This window comes from Methylobacterium nigriterrae (genome assembly GCF_037106235.1).
Lineage (GTDB): Bacteria > Pseudomonadota > Alphaproteobacteria > Rhizobiales > Beijerinckiaceae > Methylobacterium > Methylobacterium nigriterrae.
The window spans coordinates 1-17,029 of sequence record NZ_JBAWTG010000048.1 but is presented as its reverse complement, the minus strand read 5'-3'; the positions used below and the strand labels follow the sequence as shown (position 1 = coordinate 17,029).

12 protein-coding genes are annotated in these 17,029 nt (G+C 72.8%); 6 read left to right on the top strand and 6 right to left on the bottom strand.

Translation table 11 applies throughout. From position 1 onward, the window contains the following. Positions 1 to 5: 5 nt before the first annotated feature. Positions 6 to 233 (bottom strand): hypothetical protein, encoded by a 228-nt coding sequence (locus tag WDW90_RS21485; RefSeq protein WP_336489503.1) that lies wholly within the window; start codon positions 231 to 233, stop codon positions 6 to 8. Positions 234 to 396: 163 nt separating this feature from the next. Here WDW90_RS21485 and WDW90_RS21480 point away from each other — a divergent pair, with 163 nt between their 5' ends. Beyond that, a complete protein-coding gene (locus tag WDW90_RS21480; RefSeq protein WP_336489502.1) occupies positions 397 to 1,833 on the top strand; it encodes a phospholipase D-like domain-containing protein in 1,437 nt (478 codons plus the stop codon). On the opposite strand, the gene WDW90_RS21475 is transcribed toward WDW90_RS21480, so the two are convergent. Next, on the bottom strand, positions 1,766 to 2,545 hold the full coding sequence (locus WDW90_RS21475) for an endonuclease/exonuclease/phosphatase family protein (RefSeq protein WP_336489501.1): 780 nt from the start codon (positions 2,543 to 2,545) through the stop codon (positions 1,766 to 1,768). The genes WDW90_RS21480 and WDW90_RS21475 overlap by 68 nt on opposite strands. Positions 2,546 to 2,747: 202 nt before the next feature. Between WDW90_RS21475 and WDW90_RS21470 the strand changes: the two genes are divergently transcribed. The 3 genes from WDW90_RS21470 (at position 2,748) to WDW90_RS21460 (ending at position 9,196) form a co-directional block, all read left to right on the top strand. Continuing rightward, positions 2,748 to 3,998: a metallophosphoesterase family protein gene (locus tag WDW90_RS21470; RefSeq protein WP_336489500.1), complete on the top strand. Its 1,251-nt coding sequence runs from the start codon at positions 2,748 to 2,750 to the stop codon at positions 3,996 to 3,998. Positions 3,999 to 4,009: 11 nt separating this feature from the next. Continuing rightward, positions 4,010 to 7,489: an ATP-binding protein gene (locus WDW90_RS21465; RefSeq protein ID WP_336489499.1), complete on the top strand. Its 3,480-nt coding sequence runs from the start codon at positions 4,010 to 4,012 to the stop codon at positions 7,487 to 7,489. Positions 7,490 to 7,891: 402 nt separating this feature from the next. After that, positions 7,892 to 9,196 carry a solute carrier family 23 protein gene (locus WDW90_RS21460; RefSeq protein WP_336489498.1) on the top strand — a complete coding sequence of 435 codons (1,305 nt, stop codon included), beginning with the start codon at positions 7,892 to 7,894 and terminating at the stop codon, positions 9,194 to 9,196. Positions 9,197 to 9,209: 13 nt separating this feature from the next. Here WDW90_RS21460 and WDW90_RS21455 read toward each other — a convergent pair whose 3' ends face one another. From WDW90_RS21455 to WDW90_RS21445, 3 genes are all read right to left on the bottom strand, one after another. After that, positions 9,210 to 9,476, bottom strand: coding sequence for a hypothetical protein (locus WDW90_RS21455; RefSeq protein WP_336489497.1), 267 nt, complete (start codon positions 9,474 to 9,476; stop codon positions 9,210 to 9,212). Between the two features lie 77 nt (positions 9,477 to 9,553). Continuing rightward, on the bottom strand, positions 9,554 to 11,056 hold the full coding sequence (locus tag WDW90_RS21450; RefSeq protein WP_336489496.1) for a carboxypeptidase M32: 1,503 nt from the start codon (positions 11,054 to 11,056) through the stop codon (positions 9,554 to 9,556). A gap of 61 nt (positions 11,057 to 11,117) precedes the next feature. Then, positions 11,118 to 12,164: a threonine aldolase family protein gene (locus WDW90_RS21445; RefSeq protein ID WP_336489495.1), complete on the bottom strand. Its 1,047-nt coding sequence runs from the start codon at positions 12,162 to 12,164 to the stop codon at positions 11,118 to 11,120. Between the two features lie 166 nt (positions 12,165 to 12,330). Between WDW90_RS21445 and WDW90_RS21440 the strand changes: the two genes are divergently transcribed. Both WDW90_RS21440 and WDW90_RS21435 read left to right on the top strand, forming a co-directional pair. Next, positions 12,331 to 15,279 carry an FAD-binding and (Fe-S)-binding domain-containing protein gene (locus WDW90_RS21440; RefSeq protein WP_336489494.1) on the top strand — a complete coding sequence of 983 codons (2,949 nt, stop codon included), beginning with the start codon at positions 12,331 to 12,333 and terminating at the stop codon, positions 15,277 to 15,279. A 61-nt stretch (positions 15,280 to 15,340) separates the two neighbouring features. Further along, positions 15,341 to 16,018, top strand: a complete 678-nt coding sequence (locus WDW90_RS21435) for a GntR family transcriptional regulator (RefSeq protein WP_336489493.1) — start codon at positions 15,341 to 15,343, stop codon at positions 16,016 to 16,018. A gap of 112 nt (positions 16,019 to 16,130) precedes the next feature. On the opposite strand, the gene WDW90_RS21430 is transcribed toward WDW90_RS21435, so the two are convergent. Beyond that, a complete protein-coding gene (locus WDW90_RS21430) occupies positions 16,131 to 16,784 on the bottom strand; it encodes a GntR family transcriptional regulator (protein ID WP_336489492.1) in 654 nt (217 codons plus the stop codon). Between the last annotated feature and the right edge of the window lie 245 nt (positions 16,785 to 17,029).

Genomic DNA, 17,029 nt, shown 5'->3' with positions numbered 1-17,029 from the left:
TTCCGTCAGCGGACCGCCATGGCGATGAGGCGCGCGGGCGTTCTGCCCGGCTCCATCCAGGCCACGCCGCCGGCCACGACCAGGCCGATCGCGAGGCCGATCCCGAGGGGCGAGCGCCCGCGCGACACGAGGCGAAGTGCCTGGAAGGGCAGCATGATCAGCTTCGCGAGGCCGCGCAGCGCCAGCACCGCCAGTACCGGCAGGAGCGCGAGGGAAAGTCCGATCACGGGCATGCCTGCTCCTCACCGAGCGATGGAAGGCCCCATTCCGCCCTTCAATATCGGCAAGAGTAAGGAAGCGGCCGCCTTTGCGGGCAGGAAAACCGCCCTCCGCCCGGTTCACCGGCCGGGCCCCCTCCCCTAAGGATGAGCCCCGGGGCCGATCCGGGCGGGCGCAGTGGAACACGCGGTGTATCGATGGCTGGATGTCGCGGCCTCCCTGCGGGCGGACGTGCTGGCGCTCGTCGGCCTCGCGCTCGCGCTGTTCGTCACCGTCCACGTCCTCCTGCGCAAGCGCGAGGTCAGCGTCGCCATCGGGTGGATCGGGCTCGCCTGGCTGTCGCCGATCTTCGGCACCGGGCTGTACCTGCTGTTCGGCATCAACCGCGTCTCCCGCCGCGCCCGCCGCCTGCGCCCGAGGCCGACCCCTCAGCCGGGCGAGCCGCGCATCCCTGAAGCCTCCGTCGCGCCGGCGTTCCGGGCTCTCGAAGGCTCGGTGCGGCGCATCAGCGAACTCCCGGCGCTCGGGGGGAACGCGATCCGGATGTTCCGCAACGGCGACGAGGCCTATCCGGCGATGCTGGAGGCGATCGAGGCCGCCGAGCGCAGCGTGGCGCTGTCGAGCTACATCTTCCGCGACGACAAGATCGGAGGCGCCTTCTGCCACGCCCTCGCGGCCGCGCAGGCACGCGGGGCCGAGGTGCGCGTGCTCATCGACGGGATCGGCGGCGGCTACTTCTTTCCGGCGGCTTACGATCGGCTGCGCTGGGACGGGGTGCCGGTCGGGCTGTTCATGCATTCGGGCCTGCCCTGGCGGATGCCGTTCCTGAACCTGCGCAGCCACAAGAAGCTCCTGATCCTCGACGGCCGCGTCGCCTTCACGGGGGGCATCAACATCTCGGACGGGAATCGGGTCGCGCTGGGACCGCCGCGCCCGATCCGCGATACGCATTTCCGCCTCGACGGCCCCGTCGTCGAGCAGCTGACGATGGCCTTCGTCAGCGACTGGACCTTCGTGAAGGGCGAGGACCTCGATGGCGCGCGCTGGTTCCCCCAGCTCGCGCCTGCCGGCGACATCACGGCCCGGGTCGTCACCTCGGGGCCCGACGCCGATGTCGAGAAGATCGAGTTCGTCGTTCTGGAGGCCCTGGCCTGCGCACGCCGCAACGTTCGCCTTGTCACGCCCTACTTCCTGCCGAGCGAGATCGTCATCTACGCCCTCTGCCTCGCCGCGATCCGCGGCGTCACCGTCGACGTGATCATTCCGCGCCGGAGCGACCATCGCTTCGTCGACTGGGCGACGCGCGCGCATGTCGACACGCTCCTGAAGAGCGGCGTCCGCATCTGGCTCGATGAGCCGCCCTTCGACCACTCGAAGGCGCTCGTGGTCGACGGGGAATGGTGCTTCGTCGGCAGCGCCAACTGGGACACCCGCAGCTTCCGGCTGAACTTCGAGCTGAACGTCGAGATCTACGACACCGGCCTCGCCCGCGAGCTCGACCGCTTCATGCAGGGCAAGATGGAGACGCGCCTGACCCGCGCCGATCTCAGGGCGCGTGGACCGGCCGTCCGCCTGCGCGACGCAGCCGTCCGACTGCTGCTACCATACCTTTGACGGTCCGCCCGGGGCGCCGCACCTCCTCGGTGGCGGGCGTGAGGTAGACGACGATGGGGCGGTGGTCCGACGCCCCGCGCGGCAGCACCGCCGGGTCATGACACAGGACGCCGCGCACGAGGCAGCGATCGAGCCGAAGAGGCAACACCTCGACCATGCTGTGGGTCGGGCGCCGGGGGCCGACGTCGCGAAAGCCGGGCAGCAGGGCCGGACCGACGATGTTGTAGTCGCCGAGCACGGCCGCGCGCGGCGGGAGGTTGCGCTCAAGGCAGCGGAGCTGGCGCCGGTTCAGCATCTGGCCGTGGGAGAGATGGACGTTCGCGATCCCGAAATCGCCGAGGTTCAGCACCTGGCAGACCCGGTCGAAGAGAGCGCCCGAGGGCAGCGCGATGACGGTCGGCGGGTTCGCCCAGGGGCGTCGGCTCCAGATCGCGGGCCCGTGGATCCGGCCCGGCAAGGGCGCCCAGGCATACTCGCCGCCGACGCGCGCGCGCAGGGCCGCGATGTCGCGCGTGGCTTCCTGCATCAGCAGCAGGTCCGGCTGCTCCTGCTCGATCAGGGCGGCGATGTCGGCCACCGCGGCGCCGGTGCGCCGCAGGAGGTTCCAGCTGACGACCTTGCGCGAGCGTGACTGCTGGGTGGCCGAGACGCGGATCGGGGCGCCGCCGGTGACGTGGAAACCGTGCGGCGGGACGTGCGGGTGATCGGGCATGCGGCCAGTTCGCGCCTCGCTGGGGGTGCCGGACGTGGGATCCCCCCCCTGGTTAAGCGTCGCGGGCGGGGTCTGTCGAGGCTGGGCTGGAAGCCCAGTCAAGGAATCGCGGTTGCGGTGGAGGGTTCCGTGCAAGCCGCCGCGACGGCATTCCGCTCGCGCCCGATCCGTGCGAAACACGTTCCGCCGATCAGAACAGTTCATGAACAATTTCACCTTCATCCACGCCGCCGACCTGCATCTCGGCTCCCCGCTCGCGGGCCTCGCGCTCAAGGATGCCGACATCGCCCGGCGCTTCGCCTCGGCCGGGCGGCGGGCCTTCGAGGACCTTGTCAGCCAGGCGATCGAGATCGGGGCCGCGTTCCTGATCGTCGCGGGCGACGTCTACGACGGCGACTGGGCCGACAACACGATCGGGCTGTTCTTCGCCCGGCAGGTCGCGCGGCTCGACCGGGCCGGCATCCCGGTGATCCTGGTGCGGGGCAATCACGATGCGGAGAGCGTGATCACCAAGGCGATCACCCTGCCCGCCTCGGTGCGGACCTACCCGACGACGCGGGCCGACACGCACCGGTTCGAGCACCTGCGGGTGGCGCTGCACGGGCGCAGCTTCCCGAACCGGGCGGTCGAGGAGAACTACGCCCTCTCCTACCCGGAGGCCGTGCCGGGCTGGTTCAACATCGGGGTGCTGCACACCTCCTGCACCGGCCACGCCGCGCACGCGACCTACGCCCCCTGCTCGATCGCCGACCTGCAGGGGCGCGGCTACGATTACTGGGCGCTCGGCCACGTCCACGACTATGCCGAGCTCTGCCGGGACCCGTGGGTGGTCTTCCCCGGAAACCTCCAGGGCCGCTCGATCCGGGAATGCGGCGCGAAGGGCGCCGTGGCGGTCGAGGTCGCGGATGGACGGGTCCGGTCCCTGCGCCGGCTCATCGTCGACCACGCCCGCTTCCACCAGCTCGCGGTCGACCTCGCGGGCGCCGCGGACGAGCGGGAGGCGCTGCAAGCGGTCGAGGCGGCCTTCCGCGCCCTCGCCGCGGAGGCGCAGGGCCGTCTCCTGGCGGTGCGGGTGCGCCTGCACGGGGAGAGCCCGGCCCACGACCGGCTCGCCGCCGACCGCGAGGGCCTGACGGCCGAGATCCAGGCGGCGGCGCAGCGCGTCCACGAGGACATCTGGCTGGAGCGCCTGAAGATCGAGACCCGCCGGCCCCGGCTGCCGGAGCGGGCCGACCCGTTCGGCGCCCCCGCCATCGACCCGGCGACGCTGCTCGCCTCCCTCGACCACGATCCCGAGTTCCGGGCCCGCGCCCGGGCCGCGCTCGCCGAGATCGGCGCCCGCATGCCCGGCGGGCTCGCGCGCGAGGAGGGCGAGCTCGCCGACGAGCTCGACGCGCTCTGCGCCGAGGCCGAGGCCGTGATCCTCGGCCGGCTCCACGGCCGGACCTGCTGAGCCGGCGCCCGATGCGACTCCTCTCCCTCGACCTCGAGCGCTACGGCCCCTTCACGGATCGCCGCGTCGTCTTCCGGCCCGAGGCCCGGCTCCACGTGGTGCTGGGCGCCAACGAGGCGGGCAAGAGCTCGGCGCTCGCCGCCGTCACCGACCTCCTGTTCGGCATCGAGCCCCGCACCCGCTACGCTTTCCTGCACGACATGCCGCAGATGCGCGTCGGCGCCGCGATCGCCGCGGCGGACGGGCGGTCCCTCGTCTTCCGGCGCCGCAAGGGCAGCAGGAACACGCTCGTCGACGCGGGCGACGCGCCCCTGCCGGACGACGCCCTCGCGCCCTTCCTCGGTGGGCTCACCCGCGAGGTGTTCTGCCGGGCCTTCGGCCTCGACGCCCAGTCCCTGCGGGCGGGCGGCCACGAGATGCTGAACAGCGAGGGCGAGGTCGGCGCGAGCCTGTTCGCGGCGGCCTCGGGCTTGCGCGGCTACACCCATCTGCAGGCGAGCCTGGAGGCGGAAGCCTCGAACATCTTCATGCCGCGCGCCGCCCAGCACCGCAGCTTCTACCAGGCGCTGAACCGCTACGACGAGGCCCGCAAGGCGATCCGCCAGAGCGAGTTGCGGGCGGGCGATTGGCGCGACCTCAACGACGAGATCGAGGCGGCGGCCCGGACGCTCGACGAGATCCGCGCCGAGCGGGCGCGGATCGCCGCCGAGCAGGCCCGGCTGCAGCGCCTCAAGCGGGTGACGCCGCTGATCGCGGAGATCGATGCCCTCGCGGAGCGGGCCGAGGCCGATCCCGACCTCGCCGGGGTGCCGGAAGCCTGGACCGACCGGCTCGGCCTCTGCCTCTCCGGGCTACGCGAGGGCGCCGAGGCGCAGGCGCGGGCGGAGGCCGCCCTGACCCAGGCCAGGCGCGATCTCGGCGAGATCCCGGCCGATGACGGGCTGATCGCCCGGGCCGAGGAGATCCTGGAAGGCTTTCGCGGCATCGACCGGTTCGACAAGGGCGGCATCGACCTGCCGCGCCTGCAGGGCGAGGCGGACGGCTTCGCGCAGGATCTCGACCGGCTGAAGGTGCGGATCGGGCTCGGCGATTCCGACGCCCTGCGGGCTCGCCAACCCACGGATGCGGCCCGCACCCGGATCGAGGGGCTGATCCGCGAAGGCCGGGATCTCGCCGCCGCGCTCGGCCGCATGAACGGGGAGATGGCGCAGCGCCGCGCGGAGCACGCCCGCGTCGTGCAGGCGCGGACGGGCGACGAGCCCCCGCTCGACCCGGCGCCGCTGCGGGCCGACCTGAAGACCCTCTCGGCGGTCCGCGACGACGCGGCCCGGCGCGACGCGCTCGATGCGGCGATCCGGCGCGAGGCGGGGCTCATCCGGATGCAGGCGGCGCGCCTCTCGCCGCCGGTGGCCGACCTCGCGCGGTTCGCCGGCCTGCGCCGCCCCTCCCACGAGGCGGTGGCCCGCTTCGGCCGCGAGATGGAGGCGCTGGAACGCGACCGCAACCGCGCCCTCGACCGCGGCGAGGCCGCGACGCGGACCGTGGCGCAGACGCGCGAGCGCCTGCGCCGCCGCGAGGCGGGCCGCCCGATCCCGTCCCGTGCCGACCTCACCGCGCTCCGGGCCGAGCGCGACGACCTCCTCTCGCCCTTGCGGGCGGCGGTCCTCGGCGAGGGAGCACCCGCCGGGCCGGAGGCGGTGGCACGCTTCGAGGGCGCCGTGGCGGCCGCGGACCGCGCCGCGGATGACCTCGTGGCGGATGCCGCCCGCGTGGCCGAGCAGGCGGCGGACCTCGCCCGCCTGGAGGCGGAGCAGGCGGAGGCCGAGGCCGCGCGGGCCAGCCTCGCCGAGATCGAGGAGCGCCTGGACGCCGGCCGGGCGGCGTGGCGCCGGGCCTGGGAGCCGGCCGAGATCGAGCCCGCGCCCCCCGCCGAGATGACCGCGTGGCTCACCGAGGTCGAGACCCTGGTGGAGGCCCATCAGGCCCTGGAGACGCAGCGCATCGAGCAGGCCCGCATCGTCGAGCGGATCGAGGCCTGCCGCCCCCCCCTCCTCGGTCTCAGCCGCGCGGCGGGCCTGATCGAACTCGACGGGCTCGATGTCGCGCTGATCCTGGCCCGCGTCGAGGACCGCGTCGCGACGCTCGCCGCCACCTGGGAATCGACGCGCGAGGCGCAGGCGCGGGCCCGCGCCACCGCCGAGCAGATCGCCCGGATCGAGACCGACCTCGGCGGGGCGACGGCGCGGCAGGACGCCTGGCGCGAGGCCTGGGCCGAGGCCGTCCCCGCCATCGGCCTGGGACCGGAGGCGGGCCTCGACGAGGCCGAGAGCGCGCTCGACGCCTGGCGGACGGTCCCGACGGTCTTGCGCGAGCACGACAGCCATCTTCGCCGCATCACCGGCATCCGGCGCGACATGGAGACGTATCGCGCCGCGGCGGCCGGGCTCGTCGCGGATCTCGCGCCCGACCTGAGCCCGCTTCCGCCGAGCGCCGCCATGAAGGCCCTCCACGGACGCCTGCAGGAGGCCGGCCGCAGCGAGACCCGCCGGCAGGATCTCGCGCGGCGCCGCGATCAGGCGGCGCTCGCGCACGAGGCCGCGTGCCGCGGGGCCGAGGCCGCGCGCTCGGCGCTGACGGGCCATCTGGCCGGCCTGCCGCCGGATGCGGCCCCGCCACCCGGCACCGATCCGGCGGCGCTCGAAGGGCGCCTGCTGGCGCGCCGCGCCCTGCGGGCCGAGCTCGCCGCCCGGCGCGCGGAGCTGGCGCGGGCCGCCGACGGCGTCGGCGAGGCGGAGCTTCGGGCCGGGCTCGCCTCGGTCTCGGCCGACGAGATCGAGGCGCGGCTGAGCCAGCTCGCGATGGACGACGAGGATCTCGACCAGCGCGGCAAGGTCGCCTTCGCCGACCGGGACCGCGGCGAGCGCCGCCGCACGGAGCTGGAGGGCGGCGTCGGGGCCGAGCTGGCGCTCGCCCAGCGCAAGGCCGCCGAGGCCGAGATCCAGGCCAGCGCCCGGCAATGGGCCGTGCTCAAGGTCGCGGGCCTGCTCCTCGGCACCGCCATCGGCCGCCACCGGGCCGGGCAGCAGGACCCGCTCCTGACCCGGGCCGGCGCCCTGTTCTCGGCGCTCACCGGCAGCGCCTTTGCGGGGCTGGTGCAGGATTACGACGAGGCCGACGCGCCGCGCCTCGCCGGCCGGCGGGCCGGCGGCGGGCTCGTCCAGGTGGAGGGCCTGAGCGAGGGCACGCGCGACCAGCTCTACCTCGCGCTCCGGCTCGCCTACCTGGAGGATTACGCAGCGCGCGCCGAGCCCGCCCCCTTCATCGGCGACGACCTCTTCCTCACCTTCGACGACGCGCGCACCGCCCACGGGCTCGAGGCGCTGGCGGCGGTGGGCGGCGCCATCCAGCCGATCCTGTTCACGCACCACCGCCACGTCGCCGACCTCGCCCGCGCGCGGCTCGGCGAGGGCGTGGACGTGCTGGAACTGTGAGGCGCCTCGGGGACGGGCGGATCCGACGCCGCTCCCCTCTCCCCTGCGGACTCGGGTTCACATGAGACATCGATGCAGGGCGCAGGACCACTTCGGTCGCGCGCGGGCCCCCTCTCCCGTGCGGGAGAGGGCTGGGGTGAGGGATCAGGTCTTTCCGGAAAGGTCGCACCCCTCACCCGGTCCGCTGACGCGGACTCGACCTCTCCCGCACGGGAGAGGTGATGTGCGCCCGATCCGGCGGCGGTCAGGTCTTCGCCGGCAGCGATCCGTGAACCGCCGGGCCCGTGCGGGAGACGGCACGCCGCGCCCGCGGCGCTGCCGGGGCACAGGACGCGGGCACGATCGCCGCACGATGCCACGCCGCTTGCATGGCGGACGGCTTCCAGCCAATCCGGCTTTCCGATGAGCCAGCGACGCAGCCACTTCCCGACCTGGCGCCCGAAGGACAGCGGCGCCCGCGACGTACTGCCGGACGAGCGCCTGCCCCTCGGGCAGACGGTGCTGCTCGGGTTCCAGCACGTGGTGGCGATGTTCGGCGCGGCCGCCCTGCTGCCGATCCTGATGGGATTCGACCCGAACGTGGCGATCTTCTTCTCGGGCGTCGGCACGCTGATCTTCTTCCTGGCGACGGGCGGGCGTGTGCCGAGCTATCTCGGCTCCTCGGCGGCCTTCGTCGCCGTGGTGATCGCCGCGACGGGCTATGCCGGCACGGGGCCGAACCCGAACATCCCGGTGGCGCTCGGCGGCATCGTCGCGGCGGGCGCCCTCTACGGGCTCGTCGGCCTCGTCATCGGCCTGTCCGGCCATGCCTGGATCGAGCGGCTGATGCCACCCGTGGTGACCGGCGCGATCGTCGCCGCGATCGGCCTCAACCTCGCGCCGATCGCCACCCGGATCCTGTCGGGCTCGGCCCTGGACACCTGGTTCGGCCTGTTCACGGTGGCGCTCGTCGCCGCCGTGACGGTCTACGCGCCGGGGCTCGCGCGGCGCCTGCCCATCCTGATCGGGGCGGGGCTGGCCACGCTCGCCTACCTGGCCCTGGCCAACGGCCTGGGGCTCGCCAAGCCCGTCGACTTCGCGGGCGTGGCGGCGGCGCCCTGGATCGGGTTGCCGCACTTCGTCGCCCCGGTCTTCGAGGCGGGGGCGATCTCGCTCATCGCGCCCGTCTTCGTGGTGCTCGTCGCCGAGAACCTCGGGCACATCAAGGCGATCGGCGCGATGACGGGCCGAAACCTCGATCCCTGGATCGCCCGCGCCTTCCTGGGCGACGGGGTCGCCACCATGGTGTCGGGGGCGATGGGGGGCACCGGGGTGACGACCTATGCCGAGAACATGGGCGTGATGGCGATGACGCGCATCTTCTCGACCCTCGTCTTCGCGGCGGCCGAGCTCACCGCGATCCTGTTCGGCCTCTGCCCGAAATTCGGGGCGCTGATCCTGACGATCCCGACGCCGGTGATCGGCGGGCTGTCGATCGTCGTGTTCGGCCTGATCGCCGCGACGGCGGGGCGGATCTGGGTCGAGAACCGGGTCGATTTCTCGGAAGCCCGTAACCTGATCACGGTCGGCGTCGCGGTGGTCATGGGCGCCGGCGACCTCACCCTGAAATTCGGCGCCTTCGCGCTCGGGGGCATCGGCACCGCCACCTTCGGGGCGGTCCTGGTCTACCACGCGCTCGGCGGCCGGCGGCCGGCCGCCCGCGCCTGAGCGCGAGCGGCGCCTATTTCGGGCCGCAGCCGATGCAGATGCCCTTCTGGATCTTCTCGTCCTCCTTCTGCTGCGGCGTGCGCTCGACCCGATCGGCCGGCGTCGCGGCCCCGGCGGCCGCGCCCGGCGGCTTGGTGCGGCCGACCGAGGAGGTGTTCGGCGCCGTCACGGTCGAGGCCGGGCCGCCGCCGGTCCCGGTCTCGGCGGGGGCCTGAGCGGCGGCCGGTGCGGCGAGCGCCCCGAGCATGAGGGCGGCGGCAAGCAGTCTCGGCATGGACATCGGCGTCTCCTGGCAACACCGGCGTAACGCGAGATCGCCCGGCTGGTTCGTGCGCGGGAGGATCGCGGCGCGAAATCTCAGGGAGCGTCGACGTAGCGCGCCTCGAGATGGGCCCGGAAGGCCTCGGTGCCGAGGGGGGTGCCGGTCGCGGCCGCGAGAAGCTCGTCCGTCTCCAGAAAGCTGCCCAAGGCATGGACATGCTTCCGCAGCCAGTCGCGCAGCGGGGTGAAGTCGCCCCGCGTAAGGGCGGCGAGCAGGCCAGGTTCGGCGGCGCGGGCCGCCCGGAAGAGCTGCGCGGCCGCCATGGCGCCGAGCGTGTAGGTCGGGAAGTAGCCCCAGGCGCCGCCCGGCCAGTGGATGTCCTGCAGGCAGCCGACCCGGTCGTCCGGCACGTCGAGGCCGAGGAGGTCGCGCAGGCCGTCGTCGAAGGCGCCGGGCAGGTCGGCCACCGCGAGGTCGCCCGCGATCATCGCCGTCTCGAGGCCGTAGCGCAGCAGGATGTGGGCCGGATAGGTGGCCTCGTCCGCGTCCACCCGGATGAAGCCGGGCTCGACCCGCGTGACGAGACGGTGGAGGTTCTCCCCGCTCCAGGCGGCGCCGTCGCGCCCGAAGGCCCGGGCCAGGAGAGGCGCGAGGAAGCCCGCGAACTCGCGGGTGCGGCAGGCCTGCATCTCGACGATGAGCGACTGGCTCTCGTGCAGGCTCATGCCGCGGGCGGCGCCGACCGGCTGGTGGCGCCACGGCGCCGGCCGGCCCTGCTCGTAGAGGGCGTGGCCGGTCTCGTGCAGCACGCCCATCAGGGCGCGGGTGACGTCGGCTTCGTCGTAGCGCGTGGTGACGCGCACGTCGTCGGTGGCGCCCCCGCAGAACGGGTGCAGGCTGATGTCGAGGCGCCCGCGCGCGAAGTCGAAGCCCGCCGCCGTCATCACGGCGAGGCCGACCTCCTGCTGCAGCGCGACCGGGAAGGGGCCGTCGAGGGGGAGCGGCGCGGGCTCGGCGGACTGGCGGGCGCGGGCGCGCTCGACGAGATCGGGGAGCCAGCCGCGCAGATCGGCGAAGAGCGGGTCGATCCGGTCCCGGCGCAGGCCGGGATCGAAGCCGTCGAGGAGCGCGTCGTAGGGCGCGAGGCCGAGCGCCGCCCCCTTGGCCTGCCCGATCTCCCGCTGCAGCCGCAGCACCGCGGCGAGGTCCGGCGCGAGCAGCGCGAAGTCCGCGCGGCGACGGGCCTCCCGCCAGGTCATCTCGGCCCGCGAGACCGCACGCGAGCTCGCCTCCACGAGATCGCGCGGCACGGCGGTGGCGTGGAGATGGGCGCGCGCCATCTCGCGCAGGTTCGCCCGCTCCCAGGGCCCGAGCGCCTCCTGCGCCGCCGGCTCCTGCGCCGCAGCGAGGGCGTCGGCGGTCTCGGGCGCGGTCAGGAGGTCGTGGGCGAGGCCCTTCAGCGCCGCGATCTGCTCGGCGCGGCCCTCCGCGGCCCCGTCCGGCATCAGGGTCTGGGCGTCCCAGCCGAGGATGCCGGCGGCATCCTGCAGGGCGGCGAGGCGCGCGAAACGCTGCTCCAGGGCGCGGTAGGCCTGCATGATCCCTCCCCGACGGCGGTGCCCGACGATAGGCCGCGGCGGCAGCGCCGCGCAAACCGCCTCAGCGCCGCGCCGCGCAGCGCTCTGCCACCGCGCGGATCACCTCGGCGGCGCGGACGACGCCGGCCCGGTCGACGTCGAGATGCGTGGTGGCGCGGATCTGGTGGGCGCCGATCGCCCGCACCCGCACGTCCTCGGCGAGGCAGGCCGCGGCGAACGCCGCCGCCGGGATCCCGAGGCCCTCGACCGAGAAGCACAGGATGTTCGACTGCCCCGCATTGGGGTGGAAGCCCAGGCCCGGCAGGTCGCGGATCGCCGTGTGCAGGAGGCGCAGGTTCGCGTTGTCGGTGGCGAGCTGGTCGATATGGTGGTCGAGCGCGTAGAGCCCGGCCGCCGCGATCACGCCGGATTGGCGCATCGCGCCGCCGAGCCGGTACTTCCAGCGCCAGGCCTCGGTCACGAAGTCCTTCATGCCGCACAGGACCGCCCCCACGGGGCAGCCGAGCCCCTTGCTGAGGTCGAGCCAGACGCTGTCGAACCCTTGCGCGTACTCGGCCGCCGGGATGCCGGTGGCCACGACGGCGTTGAGGAGGCGCGCGCCGTCGATATGCGCCTTGAGGCCCCGCGCATGCGCGATATCGCGGATGCGGCGCATGTCGGCGAGGTCCCAGACCGAGCCGCCGCTGAAGCTCGTGGTCTGCTCGACCGAGACCAGGGCCGAGCGCGGGGCGGTCCGCGCGGGCGGGCGGATCGCGGCCTCGAACTGCTCGGGGCTGTAGATGCCGGCGGGCGTCCGCAGCGGCGCCACCGAGACGCCCCCGATCGCCGCCGAGCCCGCAGCCTCCGTGTTGTAGATGTGGGACTGGTCGTCAACGATGATCTCGTCGCCGGCCTGCGTCTGCACCAGGATCGAGACCAGGTTGCACATCGTGCCCGAGGGCATGAACACGCCGTCCTCCTGGCCGAGCAGCGCGGCGACGCGGTCGCAGAGCGCGCGCGTGGTCGGGTCGGAATCGGACTGCTCGTCGCCCACCACCGCGCGGGCCATCGCCTCGCGCATGCCGGCGGTCGGTCGCGTCTGGGTGTCGCTGAAAAGATCGATCGTCACGGTTCCATCTCGTCTCGCGGCGGGGTCATCGGGGCGGGATCTCGGCCGCTCCACCGGGAATCTATAGGCGTCCCGCCCGGAGGCAGCGCTCGCCGCACGAATGAATTTTGAATACAAAAACATTTCATGGCAAGAAGGCATCACGTCGATGGGAGAACGAGACGCCATGTCAGCGAGCGTGGAGCCGGCGACGAGCCGGAGGGCGGCGGCCCGGCAGGATTCGGGGCTGGCCCGGCGCCTGGCCGAGGCCCTGCAGGGCGAGGTGCGCTTCGACGCCTTCACGCGCGGGCGCTACGCCACCGACGCCTCGATCTACCAGATCACGCCGGCGGGCGTCGTCTTCCCCCGGAACGCCGCCGACATCGCGGCGACGCTGACGATCGCCGCCGAGCACGACGTGCCGGTGATCCTGCGGGGCGGCGGCACCTCGCAGAACGGGCAGCCGATCGGGCACGGCCTCGTGGTCGATTGCTCGCGCCACTTCAACGGCATGCTCGCCTACGATCCAGAAGGCGGCACGGTCACGGTCGAGCCCGGCACGGTGCTGGAGCGCCTGAACACGCGCGTCAAGGCGGACGGCTGGTTCTTCCCCGTCGAACCCTCGACCGCGACCCGCTGCACCATCGGCGGCATGGCCGGCAACAATTCCTGCGGCGCCCGCTCGCTCCGCTTCGGCAAGATGAGCGACAACGTGCTCGGGATGGAGGCCCTGTTCCACGACGGCGAGCCCTTCGGCTTCGGGCTCACCGGCAACGCGGCGAGCGGCGCCACGGGCAGCGCCCGCGCCGACGCCCTCGCCCGGCGCATGCTGGCGCTCGCCGAATCCGAGCGCGCCGAGATCCTGCGCATGTACCCGCGGGTGCAGCGGCGGGTCGGCGGCTACAACCTCGATGCGCTGATCGAGGCGCGGCCGAACCTCGCCCACCTCCTCGTCGGCTCGGAGGGGACGCTCGCGGCGACGACCTCGGTCACCCTGAAGCTCTCGCGGCTGCCGACGCACCGCGTGATGGGGGTGTGCCACTTCCCCTCCTTCCGCGCGGCGATGGAGACCACGAAAGCGATCGTCGATCTCAACCCCGTCGCGGTCGAGCTCGTCGACAACAACGTGCTGGTGCTCGGCGCCGACATCCCGCTCTTCCGCACGACGCTCGCCGACATCACCAGGGGCCGCCCGAACTGCCTGCTTCTCGCCGAGTTCGCGGGCGACGATCGCGACGCGCTGATGCGCGACTTGAAGCGCCTCGACGCCTGCATGGGCGACCACGGCTTCGCGAACGCCGTGGTCGAGGTGCCCGAGCCCGCCCGCCAGAAGCCGGTCTGGGAGGTGCGCGAGGCCTGCCTCAACATCATGATGTCGATGAAGGGCGACGCCAAGCCCGTCTCCTTCATCGAGGATTGCGCGGTGCCGCTCGAGCATCTCGCCGACTACACCGATGCCGTCACCGAGGTGTTCACGAAGCACGGCACGCGGGGCACGTGGTACGCTCACGCCTCCGTCGGCTGCCTGCACGTGCGCCCGATCCTCAACCTGAAGGAGGCGGACGGCGTCGCGAAGATGCGCGCCATCGCCGAGGAGACCTCGGAGCTCGTGCGCCGCTACAAGGGCTCGTATTCCGGCGAGCACGGCGACGGCATCTCGCGCTCGGAATACGTCGAGCCCCTGTTCGGCGCCCGCCTCACCCGCGCCTTCGAGGCGGTGAAGGATTCCTTCGACCCGCAGAACCGCCTCAACCCCGGCAAGATCGTTCGGCCGCTGAGGATGGACGACCGCGCCCTGATGCGCTTTTCGCCGGGCTACGCCGTCAGCCAGCCCATGGCGACCGCCCTCGACTGGTCGGAATGGGGCGGCTTCGGCGGCGCGGTCGAGATGTGCAACAACAACGGCACCTGCCGCAAGCTCGCGGGTGGCGCCATGTGCCCCTCCTACCGGGCGACGCGGGACGAGCAGCACCTCACCCGCGGCCGGGCGAACTCCCTGCGCCTCGCCATCTCGGGCCAGCTCGGTCCGGAGGCGTTCACCAGCCCCGAGATGAAGCGGACGCTCGATCTCTGCGTCTCCTGCAAGGCCTGCCGCCGGGAATGCCCGACCGGCGTCGACATGGCCAAGATGAAGATCGAGTTCCTGCACCATTACCATGGCAAGCACGGCCTGCCGCTGAAGGAGCGGCTGGTGGCGGAGATGCCCCGCTACGCCGGCCTCGCGGCGAGGCTCGCGCCGCTCCTCAACCTGCGCGACCGCTATCGCCCGCTCGCCCGGCTCTCCGAGCGGATCGCGGGGCTGTCCGCCCGGCGCACCCTGCCGCGCTGGCGCCGGCCCTGGGCCGAGACCGGCGAGGCCGCGCATCCGGGGGACGTCACGGGCGACTTCCGCGACGTCATCCTGTTCGGCGACACCTTCAACCGCGCCTTCGAGCGGGAGAACCTGGAGGCGGCCGAGCGGGTGCTCGTCGCGGCCGGCTACCGGCTGCACCGGGTCTACCCGCTGAGCGGCCGCCGGCCGCTCTGCTGCGGGCGCACCTATCTCGCCTCCGGCCAGACCGAGCGGGCCCGCGCCGAGGCGCGCCGCACGCTGGAGACCCTCCTCCCCTACATCCGCGCGGGCGCCCGCGTGGTCGGGCTCGAACCCTCCTGCCTCCTCACCTTCCGGGACGAGTTCGCCGCCCTGCTGCCGGGCGAGGATACGGCGATGCTCGCCAGGAGCAGCCTGCTCTTCGAGGAGCTCATCGCCGCCGATCTCGCGGCGGGGCGCATCGCGCTGCCGATGGCCGACCAGGGCGGCCGGGTCGCGCATCTGCACGGGCATTGCCACCAGAAGTCGTTCGGGGTGATGGGCGCCGTCGAGACCGTGCTGCGCCACGTTCCGGGCCTCGACCTGCGGGTGATCGAGTCGAGCTGCTGCGGCATGGCCGGCGCCTTCGGCTACGGCGCCGACACGATCGACGTCTCGCTCGCCATGGCGGAGCTGTCCCTGTTCCCGGCTCTGCGCGAGGCCGGCCCCGGCGACCTCGTGGTGGCCGACGGCACGAGCTGCCGCCACCAGATCCTGGACGGGCTCGGAATCCACGCGGAACATGTGGCCCGCGTGCTCGATCGCGCCCTGATCTCTCGACACTGATTTGCCGGGAGCCTAAACGTAGCTTGGAGTTCGGGCGAAGACGTCTAAAAATAGTTGAGACATGAACAAAATCGATCCGGGCCTCGGCATCAGCCGGCGATACCTTCACGACGAGGTGGCGGACCGGATGCGCGAGCTGATCCAGTCCGGCGAGATGGAACCCCGCACCCGCATCAACGAGGGCGAGCTCACCGAGCGCTTCGGCATCTCGCGCACGCCCCTGCGGGAAGCCATCAAGATCCTGGCGACGGAGGGCCTTCTCGAGCTCCTGCCGAACCGCGGGGCGCGGGTGGCCTCGATCTCCCAGGGCGAGATCGAGGAGATGATGGAGGTGATCGCGGGCCTCGAGGCGACGGCGGCCGACCTTGCCTGCCGCACCATCACCGAGGAGGACATCGACGCGATCGAGGAGGACCACGATCGGATGGTCGCGGCCTGGAAGGAGGCGAACGAGGCCGAGTATTTCCGCCTCAACCGCACCATCCACGAGGCCATCATGGCGGCGAGCCGCAACGCCACCCTGTCGGGCATCTACACGAGCCTATCGGGCCGCATCCAGCGCTCCCGCTACCGCGCCCACCAGACCGCCGAGCAGTGGGAGCGGGCGGTCTCCGAGCACGAGGACATGGTCCGGCTCCTGCGCGCCCGCGACGGCAGCGCCCTCGCGCTGCTGATGCGCGAGCATATCCGCGGCAAGAAGCAGGTCATCGCGGCAAATTACGGCGAGGCGGAGGGGTAGGCTGCGATCGTCGATCGGACGACCTCGTCCCGGGAAGCCCGCGAAGCGGGCCTCGCTCCGGCACCTCAGGATGAGGTGGTCGGAGGGTGCCAGGCCGTCGGGACGGCGCCCCTCACGCCGCCGCGTTGATCGAGCGCATGTTCGCCACGAGATCGGAGAAGCGGTCTCCCTGCACCAGCACGTGGGCCCGCAGGACGTCGGAGGCGCGGGTCTCGTCGCCGGCGACGATCGCCTCGACGATGGCGGCATGCTCGGCGAGCGACTGAGTGAGGCGCTGGCGGGCGCGCAGCTGCAGGCGCCGGAACGGGGCGAGGCGGCGGTGGAGCTGGCGCGCCTGCTCGCACAGGAAGGCGTTGCGGCAGGCCCGGTACACCACGGTGTGAAACACGTAGTTCTCCTGGTAATAGGCCTCGGTGTCGCCGGCCTCCGCCGCCGCGCAGGCGGCGAGCGCCTCCTTCAGGGCGGCCTCGTCCTCCGGGACCAGCCGGCGCGCGGCGAGACGCCCGCAGGAGGCCTCGATCTCCGCCATCGTCTCGAACATCGCCAGGAGATGCTGCGGCTCCGGCGCGCTCACGATCGCACCCTTGCGCGGCTTCGCCTCGACGAGGCCGGTCATCGCGAGCTGAATCAGCGCTTCGCGAATCGGCGTGCGCGACACCCCGAATCGCGCGGCGAGCTGCACCTCGTCGAGGCGCGATCCGATGGCGAGGCGGCCATCGACGATCTCGTCCTCGATCGCCTGCTTCAGACGCTGGGCCTGGCTCATATGCGTCCCCTCCCAGGGGCGGAGAATTTTATAATCGCCGCTATTATGCAAGACGGTTGACAAAATATACAAGAAAGCATTTTCTATATACCAGACAGCGCGCCCGGTATAAATTTGCACTGCACAATCAAAGGTGCAGCTATCGCGCGCTGCGGGAGAGAGACGCCATGGCCCTGACACGACGCCATATCCTTGCCTCGGGCCTCGCGGCCCCCGCCATCCTCACCTTCGGCCTGAATGCCGCG